Annotated in this window: 24 protein-coding genes; 11 read left to right on the plus strand and 13 right to left on the minus strand. The window is 67.0% G+C overall.

Going from position 1 to position 18,765, the window contains the following annotated elements:
* Nucleotides 1–5: 5 nt before the first annotated feature.
* Nucleotides 6–1,220, plus strand: a complete 1,215-nt coding sequence (locus AC5Y4N_RS12270; protein ID WP_499907779.1) for an Rv3212 family protein — start codon at nt 6–8, stop codon at nt 1,218–1,220.
* Here AC5Y4N_RS12270 and AC5Y4N_RS12275 read toward each other — a convergent pair.
* The gene (locus tag AC5Y4N_RS12275) at nt 1,217–2,014 is read right to left on the minus strand and encodes a ParA family protein (protein ID WP_499907778.1); all 798 of its coding nucleotides are present in this window, start codon (nt 2,012–2,014) and stop codon (nt 1,217–1,219) included. The genes AC5Y4N_RS12270 and AC5Y4N_RS12275 overlap by 4 nt on opposite strands.
* A gap of 57 nt (nt 2,015–2,071) precedes the next feature.
* On the opposite strand from AC5Y4N_RS12275, the gene AC5Y4N_RS12280 reads away from it, so the two are divergent.
* Genes AC5Y4N_RS12280 through AC5Y4N_RS12290 form a run of 3 tightly spaced genes read left to right on the plus strand, consistent with a single transcriptional unit; the run spans nt 2,072 to nt 4,247 of the window.
* A complete protein-coding gene (locus AC5Y4N_RS12280; RefSeq protein ID WP_499907777.1) occupies nt 2,072–2,680 on the plus strand; it encodes an acid phosphatase in 609 nt (202 codons plus the stop codon).
* Nucleotides 2,677–3,768, plus strand: coding sequence for an isochorismate synthase (locus tag AC5Y4N_RS12285; RefSeq protein ID WP_499907776.1), 1,092 nt, complete (start codon nt 2,677–2,679; stop codon nt 3,766–3,768). The genes AC5Y4N_RS12280 and AC5Y4N_RS12285 overlap by 4 nt, the downstream gene beginning before the upstream one ends.
* Nucleotides 3,765–4,247, plus strand: a complete 483-nt coding sequence (locus tag AC5Y4N_RS12290) for a GNAT family N-acetyltransferase (RefSeq protein ID WP_499907775.1) — start codon at nt 3,765–3,767, stop codon at nt 4,245–4,247. The genes AC5Y4N_RS12285 and AC5Y4N_RS12290 overlap by 4 nt, the downstream gene beginning before the upstream one ends.
* Here the strand turns inward: AC5Y4N_RS12290 and AC5Y4N_RS12295 are convergent.
* Nucleotides 4,199–4,648, minus strand: coding sequence for a hypothetical protein (locus AC5Y4N_RS12295; RefSeq protein ID WP_499907774.1), 450 nt, complete (start codon nt 4,646–4,648; stop codon nt 4,199–4,201). The two genes, AC5Y4N_RS12290 and AC5Y4N_RS12295, sit on opposite strands and share 49 nt — an antisense overlap.
* Nucleotides 4,649–4,653: 5 nt before the next feature.
* Between AC5Y4N_RS12295 and AC5Y4N_RS12300 the strand changes: the two genes are divergently transcribed.
* Together AC5Y4N_RS12300 and AC5Y4N_RS12305 are read left to right on the plus strand one after the other, a co-directional pair.
* Entirely contained in the window at nt 4,654–5,613 is a 960-nt protein-coding gene (locus tag AC5Y4N_RS12300; RefSeq protein WP_499907773.1) for a diacylglycerol/lipid kinase family protein, read from the plus strand.
* A gap of 232 nt (nt 5,614–5,845) precedes the next feature.
* Nucleotides 5,846–6,100 carry a WhiB family transcriptional regulator gene (locus AC5Y4N_RS12305; protein WP_499907772.1) on the plus strand — a complete coding sequence of 85 codons (255 nt, stop codon included), beginning with the start codon at nt 5,846–5,848 and terminating at the stop codon, nt 6,098–6,100.
* 117 nt (nt 6,101–6,217) lie between these two features.
* Here the strand turns inward: AC5Y4N_RS12305 and AC5Y4N_RS12310 are convergent, their stop codons facing one another.
* On the minus strand, nt 6,218–7,684 hold the full coding sequence (locus tag AC5Y4N_RS12310; protein ID WP_499907771.1) for a sensor histidine kinase: 1,467 nt from the start codon (nt 7,682–7,684) through the stop codon (nt 6,218–6,220).
* A gap of 9 nt (nt 7,685–7,693) precedes the next feature.
* Nucleotides 7,694–7,909, minus strand: coding sequence for a biotin/lipoyl-binding carrier protein (locus AC5Y4N_RS12315; protein ID WP_499907770.1), 216 nt, complete (start codon nt 7,907–7,909; stop codon nt 7,694–7,696).
* Nucleotides 7,910–8,199: 290 nt separating this feature from the next.
* Between AC5Y4N_RS12315 and AC5Y4N_RS12320 the strand changes: the two genes are divergently transcribed.
* Nucleotides 8,200–8,286, plus strand: coding sequence for a 50S ribosomal protein bL37 (locus AC5Y4N_RS12320; protein ID WP_499908064.1), 87 nt, complete (start codon nt 8,200–8,202; stop codon nt 8,284–8,286).
* A 14-nt stretch (nt 8,287–8,300) separates the two neighbouring features.
* Here the strand turns inward: AC5Y4N_RS12320 and rsrA are convergent, their stop codons facing one another.
* From rsrA to AC5Y4N_RS12335, 3 genes are all read right to left on the minus strand, one after another.
* A complete protein-coding gene (gene rsrA, locus AC5Y4N_RS12325) occupies nt 8,301–8,564 on the minus strand; it encodes a mycothiol system anti-sigma-R factor (protein WP_499908063.1) in 264 nt (87 codons plus the stop codon).
* Between the two features lie 113 nt (nt 8,565–8,677).
* Nucleotides 8,678–9,343: a sigma-70 family RNA polymerase sigma factor gene (locus AC5Y4N_RS12330; protein WP_499907769.1), complete on the minus strand. Its 666-nt coding sequence runs from the start codon at nt 9,341–9,343 to the stop codon at nt 8,678–8,680.
* A gap of 170 nt (nt 9,344–9,513) precedes the next feature.
* Nucleotides 9,514–9,696, minus strand: a complete 183-nt coding sequence (locus tag AC5Y4N_RS12335) for a hypothetical protein (RefSeq protein WP_499907768.1) — start codon at nt 9,694–9,696, stop codon at nt 9,514–9,516.
* A 242-nt stretch (nt 9,697–9,938) separates the two neighbouring features.
* Between AC5Y4N_RS12335 and AC5Y4N_RS12340 the strand changes: the two genes are divergently transcribed.
* A complete protein-coding gene (locus AC5Y4N_RS12340) occupies nt 9,939–10,784 on the plus strand; it encodes an SDR family oxidoreductase (RefSeq protein ID WP_499907767.1) in 846 nt (281 codons plus the stop codon).
* A gap of 7 nt (nt 10,785–10,791) precedes the next feature.
* Here the strand turns inward: AC5Y4N_RS12340 and AC5Y4N_RS12345 are convergent, their stop codons facing one another.
* The 4 genes from AC5Y4N_RS12345 to AC5Y4N_RS12360 form a co-directional block, all read right to left on the minus strand.
* Entirely contained in the window at nt 10,792–11,040 is a 249-nt protein-coding gene (locus AC5Y4N_RS12345; RefSeq protein WP_499907766.1) for a hypothetical protein, read from the minus strand.
* On the minus strand, nt 11,037–11,909 hold the full coding sequence (locus AC5Y4N_RS12350) for an oxygenase MpaB family protein (protein ID WP_499907765.1): 873 nt from the start codon (nt 11,907–11,909) through the stop codon (nt 11,037–11,039). Before AC5Y4N_RS12350 ends, AC5Y4N_RS12345 begins: the two co-directional genes overlap by 4 nt.
* Nucleotides 11,910–11,938: 29 nt before the next feature.
* A complete protein-coding gene (locus AC5Y4N_RS12355; RefSeq protein WP_499907764.1) occupies nt 11,939–12,190 on the minus strand; it encodes a hypothetical protein in 252 nt (83 codons plus the stop codon).
* An 84-nt stretch (nt 12,191–12,274) separates the two neighbouring features.
* Nucleotides 12,275–13,039 (minus strand): SOS response-associated peptidase, encoded by a 765-nt coding sequence (locus tag AC5Y4N_RS12360; protein ID WP_499907763.1) that lies wholly within the window; start codon nt 13,037–13,039, stop codon nt 12,275–12,277.
* A gap of 43 nt (nt 13,040–13,082) precedes the next feature.
* On the opposite strand from AC5Y4N_RS12360, the gene aroA reads away from it, so the two are divergent.
* From aroA to AC5Y4N_RS12375, 3 genes are all read left to right on the plus strand, one after another.
* Complete coding sequence (aroA, locus tag AC5Y4N_RS12365) at nt 13,083–14,372, plus strand: 3-phosphoshikimate 1-carboxyvinyltransferase (protein WP_499907762.1); 1,290 nt, start codon at nt 13,083–13,085, stop codon at nt 14,370–14,372.
* Nucleotides 14,369–15,349 carry a ribosome small subunit-dependent GTPase A gene (gene rsgA, locus AC5Y4N_RS12370; RefSeq protein ID WP_499907761.1) on the plus strand — a complete coding sequence of 327 codons (981 nt, stop codon included), beginning with the start codon at nt 14,369–14,371 and terminating at the stop codon, nt 15,347–15,349. Before aroA ends, rsgA begins: the two co-directional genes overlap by 4 nt.
* Nucleotides 15,350–15,498: 149 nt before the next feature.
* On the plus strand, nt 15,499–16,254 hold the full coding sequence (locus AC5Y4N_RS12375; RefSeq protein WP_499907760.1) for a fasciclin domain-containing protein: 756 nt from the start codon (nt 15,499–15,501) through the stop codon (nt 16,252–16,254).
* A gap of 2 nt (nt 16,255–16,256) precedes the next feature.
* On the opposite strand, the gene AC5Y4N_RS12380 is transcribed toward AC5Y4N_RS12375, so the two are convergent.
* Nucleotides 16,257–17,522 carry a fatty acid desaturase family protein gene (locus AC5Y4N_RS12380; protein WP_499907759.1) on the minus strand — a complete coding sequence of 422 codons (1,266 nt, stop codon included), beginning with the start codon at nt 17,520–17,522 and terminating at the stop codon, nt 16,257–16,259.
* A 77-nt stretch (nt 17,523–17,599) separates the two neighbouring features.
* On the minus strand, nt 17,600–18,745 hold the full coding sequence (locus tag AC5Y4N_RS12385) for a ferredoxin reductase (protein WP_499907758.1): 1,146 nt from the start codon (nt 18,743–18,745) through the stop codon (nt 17,600–17,602).
* Nucleotides 18,746–18,765: the final 20 nt, after the last annotated feature.

Here is an 18,765-nt window from a genome sequence, read left to right on the forward strand (position 1 = left end):
CCCCGTTGGTCAAACCCGAGCGCCGCACTAAAGGCGACATCCTGGCGGCCGCAGCCATCGTGCTGGTCGTCGCGGTGGCGGGGGCGCTGATCTGGTGGCACAGCGACGCCCGCGCGACGATCAGCCGACCGGCCGCCGCACCGGCGCCGCCGATCAACCAGGCCCGTGCCGTTCCGGCGAATCTGCGTCAGCTGTGGAGCGCGCCGAGTCCGGTGACCACCGAGCCGGTGATCGTGACCAGCACTGTGGTGACCGGGGAAGGTCACGAGCTGGTGGGTCGGGACCCGAAGACCGGCTCGCAGCGGTGGAGCTTCGCCCGAGACCGCGACATCTGCGCGGCCACATGGGTCTACGACCTGGCAGTTGCCGCCTATCCCGACAGCCGCGGCTGCGGTCAGATCAGCACTGTCCAGGCGCGCACAGGCGAGCGCGGACCCACCCGTACGTCGTACGCCGACAAGCAGGTCAGGCTGTCCACCGACGGCACCACCGTGCTGTCCGCCGGACGCACCCGCTTGGAGATGTGGCGCTCGGACATGGTTCGCACGCTCGCCTACGGCGACATCGACGCACCGGTCAATCCACCTGTGCCGCCGAAGCCGCCGTGCCAGTTCTTGTCGACGGCGGCGAGTACGTCGGCCGCGGCAGTCCTGGAAACCTGCAGCAGCTTTCCGGATGTGCGGCTGACGCTGCTCAAAGTTTCCAAGGAGGACGTCGAGCCCGACGAGAAGTACGTGCAGCAGCCCGGGCTCAAGCCGGACGCTGGCGCGAAGGTCCTGGCGGTGTCGGACCTGCGGACGGCGGTGTACCTGCCGACGCCGCAGCCACGCGTCGTGGTGTACGACGAGACCGGTCAGGAGACCGGCAATACGCTGCTGCCCCGCCGACCCGGGCCGCAGATCGCCGTGTCGCACGCCGGCGATTTGGTCACGGTGTGGCTCGGCGACAGCGTCGCAGTGCTGGACGGCTCGAGTCTGGCCCTTCGCTACACCATCGCCTCGGGCAGCGCAGCGCCGTTGGGGCCGGGCAAGATGATGGCCGATCGGCTGCTGATCCCGGTCACCGGCGGCATCGGGGTGTACGAACCCAAAACCGGAGCATTCGAGCGGCTGATTCCCGTCGACCGCGGCATCGTCGCGGGTCCGATCATGCTCGGTGTCGTCGGCACCACCGTGGTCGAACAGCGTGGCGCCACGGTGGTCGCGCTCGGCGAGGCCTAGTTGACCTCCGGCGTGAAGCTCGCCAGCGGCTTGCCCGACTTCCAATGCTTGAGCAACGAGGCCGCCAGATCGCGGTAGGCCGCAGAGCCCTTGTTCTTACGCCCGGCCAGCACCGAGCAGCCCGAAGCGCTGGCCTCCGCGAACCGCACAGTACGCGGGATGGGCGGGGCCAGCACCGGCAGGTCGTAGCGGTCGGCAACGTCGAGGAGCACGTCGCGGCTGTGAGTGGTGCGCGAGTCGTACAGCGTCGGGAGCGCGCCCAGCAGCTTGAGGTCTGCATTGGTGATCTGCTGCACGTCGGCGACCGTGCGCAAGAACTGGCCGACGCCGCGGTGCGCCAAGGTTTCGCACTGCAGCGGCACGATCACCTCGTCGGCGGCGGTCAGCCCGTTCAGCGTCAGCACCCCCAGCGACGGCGGGCAGTCGACGATGACCACGTCGAATTCGTCTTTGACCTTGGCCAGCGCGCGTTTGAGTGCGTACTCGCGGCCGGCGCGCATCAGCAGCATCGCCTCGGCACCGGCAAGGTCGATGTTGGCCGGCAGCAGTGTCATGCCCTCCTCGGTGTCCACCAGCGCCGCCGACGGCTCGACCTCACCGAGCAGGACTTCATGCACCGACACCGGCAGCTTGTCCGGATCATGGCCGAGAGAGAAGGTCAGACATCCCTGCGGGTCCAGGTCGACCAGCAGCACCCGCTGGCCCTGCTCCACCATCGCCGCCCCCAACGACGCGACCGTCGTGGTCTTGGCGACCCCGCCTTTCTGGTTGGCCACTGCCAATACTCGCGTCACGCTGCCATCCAAGCACGCAGTCGGGTCGGTGTGGGTTAGTGCGGCAGAATCGGCAGGGTGGGTCTGCACCAGCACCGGCTGCTGCTACTTCGGCATGGTGAAACGGAGTGGTCGCGGAGCGGAAAACACACCAGCCGCACCGAATTGGACCTCACGGAGACGGGCCGCACACAGGCGAAATCCGCCGGCGAGACGCTAACCCAGCTAGGTCTGGACAACCCGTTCGTGGTGTGCAGCCCGCGCAAGCGCGCGATCGTCACCGCCGAGCTCGCAGGGCTGCGCGTGGACGACGTGACACCGCTGATCAGCGAATGGGACTACGGCGACTACGAAGGCACCACCACCGAGGAGATCCGCAAAGCCGTACCGGACTGGTTGGTGTGGACGCATGGCTGCCCCGGCGGCGAAACCGTCGCCCAGGTTCGCGACCGTGCCGACCAGGCGATCGCGCTGGCCCTGCAGCACATGGAATCGCGTGACGTGCTGTTCGTCGGCCACGGTCACTTCTCCCGTGCGGTCTTGACCCGCTGGATCGAACAACCGCTCTACGAAGGCATCCGGTTCTCCATGGTGGCGGCAACGATCGCGGTGTGCGGGTTCGAACACAACGTCCGCCAAATCAGCCGACTCGGCGTCACCGGTTACCCGCGCCCGCTTTACCGATGACCCCATCGTTCGTGTTGAGTGGCCCCGGCGGCACCCTGGTGGCCCACGGTGCCGCCGCCGCATACTCTGACATCTCCGCCGCGCAGGCCGGCCTGCGATCCGGGCAGACCCCAATTGTTTTGGGCGCGTTGCCATTTGACGTCCGCATGCCCGCGGCGTTGACGGCTCCACAATCCTACGCATTCGGCGACCGGCTGCCGTTCGGGCCGCCGCGCACGGAACCGGCGCCCCGGATCGTGGCCAGCGTTCCCACGGCCGACGAGCACGGCGAGCGGATCCGGCGCGCGCTCGCGGTGTTGCGCGACCCCAGTGGCGGGCTGCGCAAAGTGGTGCTGGCGCGGGCGCTAGAGCTGGTGTCCGAGACGCCGTTGGAGGTTTTGGGCATTCTTCACCGGCTGACCCAAGCCGATCCGCACGCCTACACCTACTTCGTCGACCTGTCGGCGGCCGGCGCCGACTACGACGGACGCGCACTGGTGGGCGCGAGCCCCGAGCTTCTGGTGGACCGCCGCGGGGACCTGGTGATCTGTCAGCCGTTCGCGGGCTCCGCGCCACGCTCCCCGGACCCGGACGTCGACCGCGCCAACGGCGTCGCGCTTGCCGCCTCGGCCAAGAACCGCGTAGAGCATGAGCTGGTGGTCGACGCGATGCGCAAAGCGCTGGACCCGTTGTGCGTCGACTTACAGGTCGCGCCCACACCTCAGCTCAGCCGCACCGCGGCGCTGTGGCACCTGAGCACGACCATCACCGCGCGGCTGCGCGACTCGTGCACTACTGCACTGGATTTAGCGCTGGCCCTACACCCCACACCGGCAGTCGGCGGAGTGCCCGCCGATATCGCCGCGGACATGATCGCCGAACTGGAAGGCGACCGCGGCTTCTACGCCGGCGCAACCGGCTGGTGCGACAGCCGCGGCGACGGTCGCTGGGTGGTGTCGATCCGCTGCGCGGTGCTGTCGGCGGACCGGCGCAGCGCGCGCGCCTACTCGGGCGGCGGGATCGTCGCCGATTCGCAGGTCGACGACGAAATCGACGAGACCACAACGAAATTCAGAACGATCCTTTCGGCGCTGGGGGTGACGCCGTGACGGCTGCGATCCGCCGCGCCCGACCCGGCGACGAGGCAGAGCTGACCGCGATGATCCACGAGCTGGCGGAGTTCGAGCGGGCCGCCGACCAGTGTTCGGTGACCGAAACACAGTTGCGCACAGCACTTTTCGGGGCTGAGCCGACCGTGCGCGGACATGTGGCAGAAGTAGACGGCGAGATTGCGGCCGCGGCGCTGTGGTTCCTCAATTTCTCCACCTGGGACGGCACCGCGGGCATCTATCTGGAGGATCTCTACGTTCGGCCCGTGTTTCGTCGCCGCGGGCTGGCCCGCGCACTGCTGCGCGAGTTGGCACGCGAATGCGTCGCCGCCGGGTACACCAGGCTGACGTGGGCAGTGCTGGACTGGAACGTCGATGCGATCGGCCTATACGAGGCCGTCGGCGCACGACCTTTGACCGAGTGGATCACCTACCGGCTGTCCGGCCCCGGGTTGTCTGAGCTAGCCGAATCAGACTGAGCTGCCGCCCATTTCAGCGCCGACGGACTGAACAGCAAAGCCAGCGTCATCAGCGCCACCAGGCCCAGTGGCGCACCGAGCTCGGGCCGTTGCGAACCGGCCAGCATGTAATACGCCACCGGCAGCAACAACAGCTGGGCGAACACCGCCAGGCCGCGGCCCCAGCGTCGTCCCCGCCACAGCGCCCACCCCGCCGCCGACACCGCGGCGGCGACGATCAGTAGCAGCCCGGCGGTGCCGTACGCCACTCGAGCGTCGGCACCCCGAAGTCCGGCGATCGCGATCGCAAGCGCATAGAGCAATCCGGTGAATCCTTCGAGCAGCACGAGCACGCCGGTCCCGCGAACGACAGGAGGAACAGCACCGGTCACGGACCTCAGCGTAAACACCCTTAGGCTCATGGCTCGTGCGCGCGGTGCTGATCGTCAACCCGAACGCGACGTCAACCACGCCGGCGGCGCGCGACCTGCTGGCCCACGCGCTGGAAAGCCGCACGCAGCTGACCGTTGAGCACACCGATCACCGCGGACACGCGATCGAGATCGCCCGGGCCGCCGCCGACGACGGGGTGGACGTGGTGATCGTCCACGGTGGCGACGGAACGGTCAACGAGGTGGTCAACGGCATCCTCGGGCCGCCGGCCGACCGGCGGACCGCCCACGCGCCAGCGGTCGGGGTGGTGCCGGGTGGATCGGCCAATGTGTTCGCCCGTTCGCTCGGCATCAGCCCGGACCCGGTAAAGGCCACGAACCAGCTCGTCGACCTGCTCGGCGTGCACCGCGACGACCGCAGCTGGCGGCGGATCGGCCTGATGGATTGCGGCGAACGCTGGGGCGTGTTCACCGCGGGCATGGGCCTCGACGGGGAGGTGGTGGCGGCGGTCGAGGCGCAGCGGGACAAGGGCCGCAAGGTGACGGCGTGGCGCTACATCCGCACCACTGTGCCGCTGGCGCTGCGCAGCGCCCGCCGAGAACCGGTGCTCAGCCTGCAGCTGCCTGGCCGGGAGCCGATCGACGGTGTGCACTTCGTGTTCGTCTCCAACGCCAGGCCGTGGACCTACGCCAACAACCGGCCGGTGTGGACCAACACGACCACCACCTACGAGACCGGCATCGGCGTGTTCGCCACCACAGGCATGAACGTGTTCTCGAATTTGCGGCTCGTGCGCCAGATGCTGTCCAAACGCCCCCGGATTCACGCGAAGCACCTGGTCCGTGACGACGACGTCGCCTGGGTGCGCGTGACTTCGACCACACCGGTGGCGACCCAGATCGATGGCGACTACGTGGGACCCCGCGACGCAATGACATTCACCGCTGTTCCCGATGCCCTATCGGTGGTCGCGCCGCCCCAGGAATCAGGCTGACCAGCTCCGACCTGATTACACACTCGAAGCAGGGCCGAAAGTGTAGTACAAACGGATAGGGAATCCGGGAACGGATTCTGATAGTGAGATTGCCCACGAGTTACCGCAGAGTGTTGACATCTGTTGAGCCTGTGAAACGATCGGTTGCAACAGTGCGGAAACAATTCGTGCGCACGCATTAAGAGCCGAAGACAACCGTGCGTCGTTGCACGCACGCTGCAAGGAGATTTACATGGATTGGCGCCACAAGGCGGTCTGTCGGGACGAGGATCCGGAACTGTTCTTCCCCGTCGGCAACAGCGGTCCCGCACTCGCCCAGATCGCAGAAGCGAAGCTGGTGTGCAACCGCTGCCCGGTAACCACCGAGTGCCTGACGTGGGCACTGGACTCCGGCCAGGACGCCGGCGTTTGGGGTGGCATGAGTGAAGACGAGCGGCGTGCGCTGAAGCGCCGCAACGCCCGGACCCGAGCACGCAGTTCGGTCTGACGTTCTCAGCACGTATTTAGTAGGGCGCGGAAAATTCCGCGCCCTACTTTGCTGAGCTAACAAGCGTTTATCGGATTCAGCCTTTACGAGCTATTACTCCTATTGCCCGCTCCAGCCTTACTGCGGGCTCCGCCCGCTCCGGCGGCCGATCGGCACCCTCAACACCACATCCGTCCCTCCGCCCGGGGCGTCGTGCATGCCGAGCGAGCCGTCCAGCTCCGTCGCCACGAGCGTCCGCACGATCTGCAGGCCCAACCGATCCGAGTTCTCCAGACTGAAACCGGGCGGCAGCCCGCGGCCATCGTCGTGCACCACCACGTCGAGCCACCGCGACGAGCGCTCGGCGCGAATGGTCACGCTGCCGTCGGACCCTGACGGGTCGTAGGCGTGCTCGATCGCGTTCTGTACCAACTCGGTGATCACCATGATCAGCGCCGTCGCACGGTCTGAATCGAGCACACCCAGCGTCCCCGCGCGCTCGACCCGGACGCGAGAGTCGACACCGGCGAGATCACCCATGATCGGCAAGATCCGGTCGACCACCTCGTCGAGGTTCACTTCCTCGTCCACCGACATCGACAGCGCGTCGTGCACCAAGGCAATCGACGAGACCCGCCGCACCGACTCGATCAGCGCCTCGCGGCCCTCCGGATTCGTGGTCCGGCGCGCCTGCAGCCGCAGCAGCGCCGCGACCGTCTGCAAGTTGTTCTTCACCCGGTGATGGATTTCGCGGATCGTTGCGTCCTTGGACAACAGGGCGCGATCGCGCCGCTTGATCTCGGTGACGTCGCGGATCAGAACCGCAGCGCCGACGGACTCGCCCCGCACCACCAGCGGCAGCGTGCGCAGCAGCACGGCCGCGCCACCAGCGTCGACCTCGAGCCGCATGCTGGAACCGCCGGCCAGCGAGTCGAGCACATGATCGGCCAGCTCCTGCGCCTCGAACGGATCCGAGATCAGCGGCCGGGTCACGCGCACGAGGTTGTGGCCCTCCAGCTCGGAAGCCAGCCCCATGCGGTGGTACGCCGAAATCGCGTTGGGGCTGGCGAACACCACGTCACCGTTGACGTCCAGGCGGATGAACCCGTCGCCCACTCGCGGGCTGGACCGCGACACCGGCAGATCACCGACATTGGGAAACGTCCCCTCGGCCAGCATCTGCAGCAGGTCGTTGGCGCAGTCCAAGTAGGCGACTTCCAGCGGACTGGACTTGCGTCGCGTAGCCACCGCCGTCTGCTGCGTCAGCACCGCCACCACGTCATCGCTGTGACGGACCGGCACCGCTTCCATACCGGTGCCGTCGTCGCCGATCGTGCCGGATGCGAACGCGGCCGCAACCTGTGGTAAGTCCTCACTGCGAGCGATGGTTCCGACCGCGTCGGTCAGCAGCACTGTGGGCGCTGTGTTGGGCCGGCACTGCGCCACGCACACCAGCGCACCGTCGTCGCGGCGCACCCACATCAGGTAATCGGCGAAGGAGAGGTCGGCCAGCAGCTGCCACTCCCCCACGACCGCGTGCAGGTAATCGACCGCCTCGCCTGGCAGGACGGTGTGCTCGGCGAGCAGTTCACCGAGGGTGGACATGGCTCCTAGCTAATCGATGACGGCTATCAAATCGCCGGCGCGGATGACGTCACCCACAGCCACCTTGACCTGCGTGATCCTCCCCGCCGTCTCGGCGTGCACGGGGATCTCCATCTTCATCGACTCCAGCAGCACCAGGGTGTCGCCCTCACCGACTTGATCGCCTTCTTTGACCATGACCTCCAGCACGCTGGCCACGATTTCCGCGCGAACGTCTTCGGCCATTCACTACCCCGTTCTCTGCACCGCAGGCCGGAGCCGCCCGGGCGGCGACATCGATCGCCGGAGCCGCGCGGCGGCGACATGAATCTTCGCCTTAATCGAACCACAGCGATGAGCGCTTGCGCGAAGAGCCAGCACACGCGATGAGCGCTTGCGCGAAGAGCCAGCACACGCGATGAGCGCTTGCGCGAAGAGCCAGCACACGCGATGAGCGCTTGCGCGAAGAGCCGAGCACTCGAGCCGCATGAGAGGATGGACGGCCAGTAGACATGAAGTGACCGAAGGAGAAGACGATGGCCAAGCGTGGCCGCAAGAAGCGTGACCGCAAGCACAACAAGGCAAACCACGGCAAACGGCCCAACGCCGGCGCCAAGAAGTAACAGCAGACCCGCGGTCAGTACTTGATGATCGTGGTGCGGCTGATTTCCATCATCAGGCGCTGACGCAGCCGATCCGGCGCCTTTTCCCCGCTGCACTTGGCTGCGATCAGCCGCTTAATGCGCTCTTCGACGCCGTACTGACGCAGGCAGCCGGGGCACTCCTCGAGGTGGTGGCGCAGCTTGTCGCGGGTTTCAGGTGTGCACTCGCCGTCAAGTAGTGTCCACACCTCGGCCATCACGGCCGCGCAATCGGGATGCTCCGGGTCAATCGGGCCTATCGGCGGCTTGAATACGTTCTGCTCTTCGCGCGAGCGCTCATCGGTGCTGCTTTGCTCTTCGCGCGAGCGCTCATCGGTGCTGCTCCGCTCTTCGCGCGAGCGCTCATCGCCACTCACGATGACACCTCCTCGTGTCCCCGCACGAATCCGCGATCTCTCGCCACATCGGCGAGCAAGCTGCGCAGTTGCCGCCGGCCGCGATGCAGCCGCGACATCACCGTCCCGATCGGAGTATCCATGATCTCGGCGATCTCCTTATACGGGAAGCCTTCGACGTCGGCGTAGTACACCGCCATCCGGAAATCCTCCGGCAGTGCCTGCAGCGCCTCCTTGATCTCGTTGTCCGGCAGCGTCTCCAGCGCCTCGACCTCGGCCGACCGCAGCCCGGTGGACGAATGCTCGGCGTTGGCCGCCAATTGCCAGTCGGTGATTTCCTCAGTGGGATATTCAGCCGGTTGGCGTTGCTTTTTGCGATAGCTGTTGATGTAGGTGTTGGTCAGAATCCGGTACAGCCACGCTTTGAGGTTGGTGCCTTCCTTGAAGGAGCGGAAGCCGGCGTAAGCCTTGACCATGGTCTCTTGCAGCAGGTCTTCGGCGTCCGCGGGATTGCGCGTCATTCGCAACGCGCCGCCGTAGAGCTGGTCGAGCAGCGGGATCGCATCGCGTTCGAAGCGTGCGGTCAGCTCAGCATCGGTCTCGGTTCGCCCACTATCAGTCGGCGTCTCCGGCGGTCCGGCCTCGTCCGACGGTGCGGCGCCCGCACCATCGACGTCGGTCATGTCGATCCCTTTCGTTGGGGTGTCATCGACGCCGCCCACCCACACTGGGCGCTCCAGGCACGCCGTCAACACCAGACAACCCCTTCTTCAATCCTAGAACCGCAAGCCGCTCGACCCTTGACTGCACCCATCAACACCAGTCAGGACCTGCGTTGTTCCCGGTGCAGCTGTTACCGCGGTATGAACCGCACAAATGGGATCCGCCGCCCTACCGCGCGGAAGTCCTCCTCGGAGCCGTCGACTTCGAATCCCATCAACCGAGGCAGCAGGTGCATCGCCAGCACACGATGTCGGGTGGCGTAGCGGGTTAAGATCTCGACGCCCTGCTCAGCCGACAGCCCCTCGGCGGTCACCGGGATCGTCGTGCGGCCGCAGCAGCAACCGCTGGCTGAACAACCAGCCGAGCCTGGCGTGGTACAGCTGGATGGTTATACGAAATAGCAAGCGGCGCAACCCCTTTGGCGGCTGGATCGATCTGACGACTTTCACCCACTGAGCCTCCCGTCATCGCGGGCTGGTTGTCCGACGGCACAGACGCCTTACCCGTCCCACGAGCACGCCATCCAGCCCAGAAGCGCCCGGTTAAGGTCGACAGATGTCCCTTTCCGGCAAGACCATGTTCATCTCTGGTGCCAGCCGCGGCATCGGCCTGGCGATCGCCAAGCGGGCCGCCGCGGACGGCGCCAACATCGCACTCGTCGCGAAGACGGCCGAACCCCACCCCAAGCTGCCCGGCACCGTCTATACCGCGGCCAAGGAGATCGAGGAGGCCGGCGGTCAAGCTCTGCCGATCGTCGGCGACATCCGCGACGGCGACATGGTGGTCGCCGCGGTGGCCAAGGCGGTGCAGCAGTTCGGCGGCATCGACATGTGCGTCAACAACGCCTCGGCGATCAACCTCGGTTCGATCACCGAGGTGCCGCTGAAGCGCTTCGACCTGATGAACGGCATTCAGGTGCGAGGCACCTATGCGGTGTCGCAGGCCTGCATCCCGCACATGAGAGGCCGGGAGAACCCGCACATCCTGACGCTGTCTCCCCCGATCCGCCTCGAACCCAAGTGGCTCAAGCCGACCCCCTACATGATGGCCAAATTCGGAATGACCCTGTGCGCGTTGGGAATTGCCGAAGAGATGCGCGATGAGGGCATCGCCTCCAACACGCTGTGGCCGCGCACGATGGTCGCCACCGCGGCGGTGCAGAATCTGCTCGGCGGCGACGAGGCGATGGCCCGGTCGCGCAAACCGGAGGTCTATGCCGACGCGGCGTATGCCGTCCTCAACAAACCCGCCCGCGAGTACACCGGCAAGACCCTGCTGTGCGAGGACGTGCTCGTCGAATCCGGCGTCACCGACCTGTCGGTGTACGACTGCGTGCCCGGCGCAACCCTGGGCGTCGACTTCTGGGTGGACTCGCCCAACCCGCCGGGTTACGAGGCCTGATCCGGCCTTACACCACGGAGATATGCGCGCCCACAAGCAGCCACGGCCACAGCGCCGCCGTGGTCACGAACGACACCATCTCCGATCCCGCCGGCATCCGAGTGCGCAGATCGCCCTCGAGCAGCTGCACCTGCTCGGCGTCGAAGAACGCCCACACCAGTCCGACAACGATGTAGGGAACCGCAAGCCAGAAGGCCACTTCGATCATCGCTTCGACGCTGACCCGTCTGCTCAGCAGCCGGCGCAGTGCCCTCATACCAGCGCCCGATTGTCGCGGACCCGCAGTCTGACGTCAGCCAGCAATACGTAGCTGCCGCCTTGGCGGATGAACACCGGAATGAACCGGTTGACGAAAGCGACCGTCAGGAAAAGCCATTCGAACAGACCCTGCTTGACGTTGCTCCACCGCAGACCCATGGCGTCGCGGAACACCGGCGCCAGAAAGCCGGTGGTCAGAAATTTCAGCAGCGGCCGGAAAGGCAGCCGCAGAACGGGATTGATCATCCGCAGATTGATCAGGTCCAACAGGTACTGACGGACCGTTTCGTCGATCTGCACCCGACGGCACGCGTCGACCCAGTACGCATCGAACTCCGCGCGGGTGGGTGGCCACTGGTCCTCGGTGACTTGCAGCGTGGTTCCCAGCGTCCACGCGGATCGGTAGAACTGTTCGGCCTGCGCCGGCGTCATCTCGCCGCGCAACAATTGGTAGACATCTTCCAAACCGACGAAAAGGCAAGCGGCAACCCACATTTGGAGGTCGCGGTCGAAGGCGTTGTACCGCACCGGACTGTCCGGGCCGGACTTGACCTGCCGGTGCGAGCCGTCCACGGCCTTGCGGAACGCCGCACGGTCCGCCGGCGTGCCCAGGACCGCGACGGCCAGATACTGGAGCGTGGTGCGTGCCCGCTTCCACGGATGCTTGAGGATGTTGCCGGAGTCGACCTTGCTCTCGACGACTCCGTAACCGACTTCGGGCCACGACAGCTGCATGATCACGTTGGCTGCGCCGGCCGCGAACCCCCAGAAATCCATGGCCTCGGCTGCGGTAACCGCACCGTCATCCCAACGGGCGGTGCGTCTGCGAATCCGGATCCGGCAGTCATCGGGCGAGAACTCGCGCATGCGTCTCCTTTCGGTCGCCTCCACTCGCATCACGTCAGGCAGACGTTGAACAGCACGAGAACGGGCCACGACAGCGCGGACCCGGCAATCACCACCACACGGTGCGAACCGTGGGTCTGGTTGAGCTGATCAGTGTGGGTGACCAACCACAGAGCGCCGACGAGCAGGTACGGGACGCCCAGCAGGGCCGCAGTCCCAATCCACTCAGCGACGGTCATCTGAAAGCTCAGGATCTTCCGCACCGCGCTGAGCATGCCGTCCCCGTCCGTTGCGCTGGCCACAGCCTTGCCCGTCGATGTTAACGACGGTTCGGGCACCGGTGCGGTGTTATTGCCGGATACGGCGGCGAACGTGAATGCCGGTTCCTAGAGCAGGGTCGGCTGCTTGGCCTCCGGCTCGGCGGGCTCGATGAGCTCGGGGCCGTTGTTGCGCACGTTGTTGACCAACGTCGACACTTCGCGGATCTCCAGGTGCGACAGGTCGGCGCGCACCGTGAGCAGCTCGGGGTCGAGCGGACTGTCCGGGTCCAGCCATCGGTCCCAGTCGCGCTCGTCGATCATCAGCGGCATCCTGTCGTGGACCTGCGCGAGCGGGCCGACCGCATCCGTGGTGATGACCGTGCAACTCAGCAGCGGCTCAGCGTCCTTGGCCGGCTTCCAGACCGACCACAGCCCGGCCATGCAGATCAACTGGTCGTCGCCGGGCGTCATGAAATACGGGGTCTTGCGCGGCTTCTTGCCCGACGGCGCGTCCGAATTGGCCTTCCACTCGTACCACCCCGTCATCGGCACCAGGCAGCGTTTGCTCTTCGCCGACGACCGAAACGCCGGCGACGTGGTGACCTTGTCGGCGCGGGCGTTGATCAACAGCGGCCCCTTGCCCTCGGGCGCCCCGTCGGGGCCGGCCTTGGCCCACGGCGGCACCAGTCCCCACCGCATCAGCCGCAGCCGTCGCGTCGGATCGTCTTCGGGATCGCTGTGTCTGCTCACCACGGTCGCGATCGTGTTCGTCGGCGCGACGTTGTAGTTGGGTCCTGAGCCGGCTTTCGCAGCCGACGTGGCCTCGTCGATCGCGTGGATCTTCTCCGCCAGCAGCTTCGGATCGGTGGTCACCGCAAAACGCCCGCACATGCCTCCATCGTGGCACCGGTTGCCGACACGCCAGAATTGAGGCGTGAGCATCTGGCAGGCCCCCACCGCGCCCGCCCCTGTGCACGCCACCGTCGCCGTTCCCGGCTCCAAGTCGCAGACCAACCGTGCGCTGGTGCTCGCGGCACTGGGCGCCAGCGACGACGAGTCGGTGTCGGTGACCGGTGCGCTGCGCAGCCGCGACACCGACCTGATGATCGGCGCGCTGCGCACGCTGGGCTTCGGCGTCGACGTTCACGGCAGCGACGTCACCGTGTCGGGCCGGGTCGAACCGGGTGAGGGCGCGACCGTGGATTGCGGGCTGGCCGGAACCGTGCTGCGGTTCGTTCCGCCACTGGCCGCCCTCGGTGCCACGGCGGTCACGTTCGACGGCGACGAACAGGCCCGCAGCCGGCCGATCGCCCCGCTGCTCGACGCGCTGCGCACGCTGGGGGTGTCCGTCGACGGCACCGGGCTGCCCTTCGTGGTGCGGGGCACGGGTGCGGTGCGCGGGGGCAAGGTCGAGATCGACGCGTCAGCGTCGTCACAGTTCGTGTCCGGACTGCTGCTGTCGGGAGCGGCCTTCGACGACGGGCTGACCGTCGTGCACACCGGAGCTACCCTCCCATCCACCCCGCACATCGCGATGACGGTGGCGATGCTGCGCGAGGCCGGCGTAGACGTCGACGACTCGGCGCCGCGGCGCTGGCACGTGGCACCCGGCCCGGTCACAGCGCGGACCTGGCGTGTCGAGCCCGACTTGAGCAACGCGGTGCCGTTCCTGGCTGCGGCGGTGGTGACGGGCGGCGCCGTGCGCATCGCGGGCTGGCCGCTGGTCAGCGTCCAACCCGCCGACCACATCCTCAGCCTGCTGCGCAAGCTGAAATGCACTGTGCTGCAAGCTGATTCGCATCTCGACGTGCAGGGGCCCAGTAGCTACGAAGGAATCGACGCAGACCTGGGCGACGTGGGCGAGCTGACCCCCGCGGTCGCCGCGCTGGCCGCCCTTGCGCAGCCCGGCTCGGTGTCGCGGTTGACCGGCATCGCTCATCTGCGCGGTCATGAAACCGACCGGCTGGCCGCACTTGCCACCGAGATCAACAAGCTCGGCGGCGACTGCGAGGAGACCGACGACGGCCTGGTGATCACCGCGACGCCGCTGCACGGGGGTACCTGGCATTCGTACGCCGATCACCGGATGGCGATGGCCGGCGCCATCGTGGGCCTGGCAGTGCCCGGGGTCGCCGTCGACGACGTGGAGACCACCGCCAAGACGCTGCCGGAATTCCCGCAGCTGTGGGCGGACATGCTGGCGGGCCAGGATCCCGCCCGGTGAGACCGGGCGACTTCGACGAATCCGACGTCAAAGTGCGCTCGGGCCGAGGCTCGCGGCCGCGGACCAAGACGCGCCCCGAACACGCCGACGCGCGTCCGGCGATGGTGGTGACCGTGGACCGTGGCCGCTGGGGGTGCGTGCTGGATCGCGACCCCGCGCAGCGGGTCACCGCCATGCGGGCCCGTGAACTCGGCCGCACTCCGATCGTCGTCGGCGACGACGTGGACCTGGTCGGCGATTTGTCGGGCCGCCCCGACACGCTGGCGCGCATCGTGCGCCGCGGCCCGCGGCGAACCGTGCTGCGACGTACCGCCGACGACACCGACCCCACCGAGCGGGTGGTGGTGGCCAACGCCGACCAGCTGCTGATCGTGGTTGCCCTGGCCGACCCACCGCCGCGCACCGGGCTGGTGGACCGGGCGCTGATCGCGGCGTACGCGGGCGGTCTTCGGCCGATCCTGTGCCTGACCAAAAGCGATCTGGCCCCGGCCGAACCCTTCGCCGAGCAGTTCGCCGACCTCGACCTGACGGTGACCACCGCCGGGCGCGACGATCCGCTCGACGCGGTGGCCCCGCTGCTGACCGGCGAAGTCACTGTGCTGCTTGGCCATTCGGGCGTAGGCAAATCGACGTTGGTGAACCGCCTTGTGCCGCAGGCCGATCGGGCGATCGGCGAGGTGACCGGCGTGGGCAAGGGCCGGCACACGTCCACGCAGTCCGTCGCCCTGCCGCTGCCGGACTCCGGGTGGGTGATCGACACACCGGGAATCCGGTCGTTCGGGCTCGCGCACATCGAACCCGACGACGTGCTGATGGCATTTTCCGACCTGGCCGACGCCGTCGAGGACTGCCCGCGCGGATGCGGGCACCTGGGTCCGCCGGCCGACCCGGAATGCGCGCTGGACGCGCTGAGCGGCCCGGCGGCGCGGCGCGTCAGCGCGGCGCGACGGCTGTTGCGGGTGCTCACCGAAACGTAGCCTCACCAGGGCCGTTTGGGCGGACCTGAGGGGCGCCCTTACCATTCCACCGAGTGTTTCAGCGGCGTAGCGGCACAGGCGATTCTTCGCCGACCGCGGTTGGGGGCAAGCAGATGGCCGCTGAACGAAGACCGAGAGGACCCGAAGTTATGACTCACGCCGGTAAGCACGCCGGTAAGGTGGCTGGCCTCGTCGCGGCCGGCACCGCGATCGCGTTGTCGTTGGGACTGTCGGTGACGGCGCACGGCGACCCCCCGTCGGAGCCGACGCCGAGCAGCAGCCCGACGAGCCCGACCTTGCAGCCGCCCGACCCTCAGGGTTCCGGCTGCGACAACTACAAGAAGCAGGTCCCGTCGGGTAAGGGGTCGTTCGCGGGCATGGCGAGCGGGTCGATCACCGACGCCGTGGCCAACAACCCGATGCTGACGACGCTGAACGCCGCGCTGACCGGGCAGCTGAATCCGAACGTCAACCTGGTCTCGGCGCTGAACTCCGGGCAGCACATCCTGTTCGCGCCGGTCGACGACGCGTTCGCGCAGCTGCCGCCGGAGCAGCTGAATGCGCTGAAGGCCGATCCGGCCGCGCTGAGCAATCTGCTCAGCTACCACGTGGTGCTCGGCCTGCTGTATCCGGAGGACGTGCACGGCAAGTTGACGACGTTGCAGGGTAACCAGGTCACCGTCACCGGCAAGGGCGGCGACGTGAAGGTCGACGACACGGCGAAAGTGGTCTGCGGCGGCATCACGACCACCAACGGCGTCATCTACATGATCGACACCGTGCTGAACCCGGCCGGCTCGAGCAGCAGCTCCACGACGCCGACCACACCGTCGTCGACACCTTCGTCGACGTCGGCGTCGCCGACCCCGACCGCGCCGAACGCCGCCGAGGCGCCCGGGCGCTGAGATCAGGCAGCGGCGCGGCGGGCTTCGCGGCGGTTCTGGCGCCAGCCGCGAACCGTCGCGATCGCGGTCTTGAGCCCGCGTCGACGGCCGGTGTTGGGATCGGTGCCTGCGAATCCCGGCTCCAGCTCCGCGAACATCTTTTCGCTGCGCGTTTCCGGTGCGTCATCTGCGGTGGCACTGAGGTATTTGTCAGGCAGCGACAGCTTGGCGATCGTGCGCCACGCCTTGCCGTACTGCGCCAAGAACGACCCGGTGGTGTAGGGCAGGTCGTACTTGTCGCACACCTGGCGCACCCGCACAGAAATCTCGGCCAGTCGATTGCTGGGCAGGTCCGGGTACAGGTGGTGCTCGATCTGGTACGACAGGTTGCCGGTCATGAACGCCATCACCGGCCCGGCATCGATGTTGGCCGAACCGAGCATCTGGCGCAGGTACCACTGGCCCTTCGATTCGCCTTCCATGTCGGTCTTGGTGAACTTCTCTGCGCCGTCGGGGAAATGGCCGCAGAAGATCACCGCGTTGGCCCACACATTGCGGATGACGTTGGCCATGAAATTCGCGGTCGCCGTGGACTTGAAGGTCGCGGCCGGTGAGGCCGACGTCAACGCCGGGAACGCGACGTAGTCCTTGAACACCTGCTTGCCGGCCTTGGTCGACACCTCACGCAGCCGCACTTTGGTGGCCTCGCGATTGGCCCGCCCCTTGAACAGCTTGCCGATCTCCAAGTGCTGCAACGCAACTCCCCACTCGAAGCCGAGCGCAAGAATCGTGTTCCACAGCAGGTTGAAGGCGTTGTACTTCTTCCAGCGCTGGTCACGCGTGACGCGCAGCATGCCGTAGCCGACGTCGTCGTCCATGCCCAGGATGTTGGTGTACTTGTGGTGCTGGAAGTTGTGGGTGAAGCGCCAGTGCTTGGCGGCGCCGCCCATGTCCCACTCCCACGTCGAGGAGTGGATCTCGGGATCGTTCATCCAATCCCACTGGCCGTGCATGACGTTGTGGCCGATCTCCATGTTCTCGATTATCTTGGCCAGGCCCAGCGTCGCTGCTCCGGCCCACCAGGCCGACCGCTTGGAGCTGGCCGCCAGCATCACCCGGCCGGCCACCTCGAGAGTGCGTTGCGCGGCGATGGTGCGACGGATATAGCGCGCGTCGCGCTCGCCGCGTGAGTCCTCGATGTCTTGGCGTATCGCGTCCAGTTCGACCGCGAGGCTTTCGATGTCCGCGTCCGTGAGGTGCGCGAACGCGGGGACGTCCGAGATAGCCAACGCATGCTCCTTCCGCCGTCGGGTCGCTACCTACGCTAGCGTAACCTACGACGTCGTAGGTTACCAGTGGGTAATCATCAGACGTCGAGCACGCAATCTCCCGACGCCGCCGAGATGCAGGTCTGCACGCGAGTACCCGGTTCGTGTTCCACACCGGTGCGCAAGTCGCGCACATGGCCGTCGACCAAGCCCACCACGCATGACTGGCAGATACCCATTCGGCAGCCGAAAGGCATCTGCACGCCAACGTTTTCGCCGGCGTCCATCAGTGAGGTGGCGGCGTCGACGGTCGCCGACTTGCCGCTGCGGGCGAACGTCACGGTGCCGCCGGCGCCATGCGTGCCAGCCCTGCTCACCGCGAACCTCTCGAGGTGGAGCTTGCCGGTGAGTCCGGCGTCAGCCCACACCCGTTCTGCCGCCTCGAGCATCCCCAGCGGGCCGCACGCCCAGGTTTCACGCTCGCGCCAATCCTGCACTTCTTCGGCCAGCCGGTTCAGATCGAGGCGGCCCTGCGTGCGGGTGAACCGCAGATTCAGCCGGTAACCAGGATGCTCGCGCGCCAACTCGGCCAGTTCGCCGCCGAACATCACATCAGATTTCGTTGGCGCGGAATGGATGTGCACGATGTCCGTGATTTGTTCTCGACGCGCCAGCGTGCGCAGCATCGACATCACCGGCGTGATGCCCGAGCCCCCGGTGAGAAACAGCACCGACGCCGGCGCCGGATCAGGCATGACGAAGTTGCCCTGCGGGGCAGCCAGCCGCACGATTGTGCCCGGCGCGACTCCACCGACCAGATGCGTCGACAGAAATCCCTCGGGCATCGCCTTGACCGTGATCGTGATCGTGCGCGCCGAGCGTGAGGTCACCGGGCTCGAGGTCAGCGAATACGAACGCCACCGCCAGCGCCCGTCGACCAGCAGGCCGATGCCGATGTATTGGCCCGGCTCGTAGTCGAATTCAAAACCCCACCCCGGTTTGATCACCAGGGTCGCGGAGTCGGTGGTTTCCCGACGGACGTCGAGCACACGGCCGCGCAATTCCCGGGCGGACCACAGCGGGTTGGCCAGTTGCAGGTAATCGTCGGGCAAAAGCGGCGTGGTGATCCGGCTGGCTACCGCGCGCAGTGTCCGCCACACCGGATGCTTGGCTGCGGCGCCTGAAACGGTCGGCCGTTGAGTATCGGCGACGACCGCGGTGGGCTTCGAGATCTTCGAACCCATGCCTCACTCCCGTCGGTCAA

The sequence above is a fragment of the Mycobacterium sp. NGS19 genome (genome assembly GCF_059813155.1).

What these genes read in the sequence shown, in the direction of transcription:
- AC5Y4N_RS12310 (WP_499907771.1), bottom strand. Translation starts at nt 7,684, where the DNA reads ATGTCCACCCTCGGTGAACTGCTCGCCGAGCACACCGTCCTGCCAGGC.
- AC5Y4N_RS12345 (WP_499907766.1), bottom strand. Translation starts at nt 11,040, where the DNA reads ATGAGGGCACTGCGCCGGCTGCTGAGCAGACGGGTCAGCGTCGAAGCG.
- AC5Y4N_RS12340 (WP_499907767.1), top strand. Translation starts at nt 9,939, where the DNA reads ATGTCCCTTTCCGGCAAGACCATGTTCATCTCTGGTGCCAGCCGCGGC.
- AC5Y4N_RS12285 (WP_499907776.1), top strand. Translation starts at nt 2,677, where the DNA reads ATGACCCCATCGTTCGTGTTGAGTGGCCCCGGCGGCACCCTGGTGGCC.
- AC5Y4N_RS12330 (WP_499907769.1), bottom strand. Translation starts at nt 9,343, where the DNA reads ATGACCGACGTCGATGGTGCGGGCGCCGCACCGTCGGACGAGGCCGGA.
- AC5Y4N_RS12320 (WP_499908064.1), top strand. Translation starts at nt 8,200, where the DNA reads ATGGCCAAGCGTGGCCGCAAGAAGCGTGACCGCAAGCACAACAAGGCA.
- AC5Y4N_RS12350 (WP_499907765.1), bottom strand. Translation starts at nt 11,909, where the DNA reads ATGCGCGAGTTCTCGCCCGATGACTGCCGGATCCGGATTCGCAGACGC.
- AC5Y4N_RS12315 (WP_499907770.1), bottom strand. Translation starts at nt 7,909, where the DNA reads ATGGCCGAAGACGTTCGCGCGGAAATCGTGGCCAGCGTGCTGGAGGTC.
- AC5Y4N_RS12385 (WP_499907758.1), bottom strand. Translation starts at nt 18,745, where the DNA reads ATGGGTTCGAAGATCTCGAAGCCCACCGCGGTCGTCGCCGATACTCAA.
- AC5Y4N_RS12375 (WP_499907760.1), top strand. Translation starts at nt 15,499, where the DNA reads ATGACTCACGCCGGTAAGCACGCCGGTAAGGTGGCTGGCCTCGTCGCG.
- AC5Y4N_RS12295 (WP_499907774.1), bottom strand. Translation starts at nt 4,648, where the DNA reads ATGAGCCTAAGGGTGTTTACGCTGAGGTCCGTGACCGGTGCTGTTCCT.
- AC5Y4N_RS12305 (WP_499907772.1), top strand. Translation starts at nt 5,846, where the DNA reads ATGGATTGGCGCCACAAGGCGGTCTGTCGGGACGAGGATCCGGAACTG.
- AC5Y4N_RS12360 (WP_499907763.1), bottom strand. Translation starts at nt 13,039, where the DNA reads ATGTGCGGGCGTTTTGCGGTGACCACCGATCCGAAGCTGCTGGCGGAG.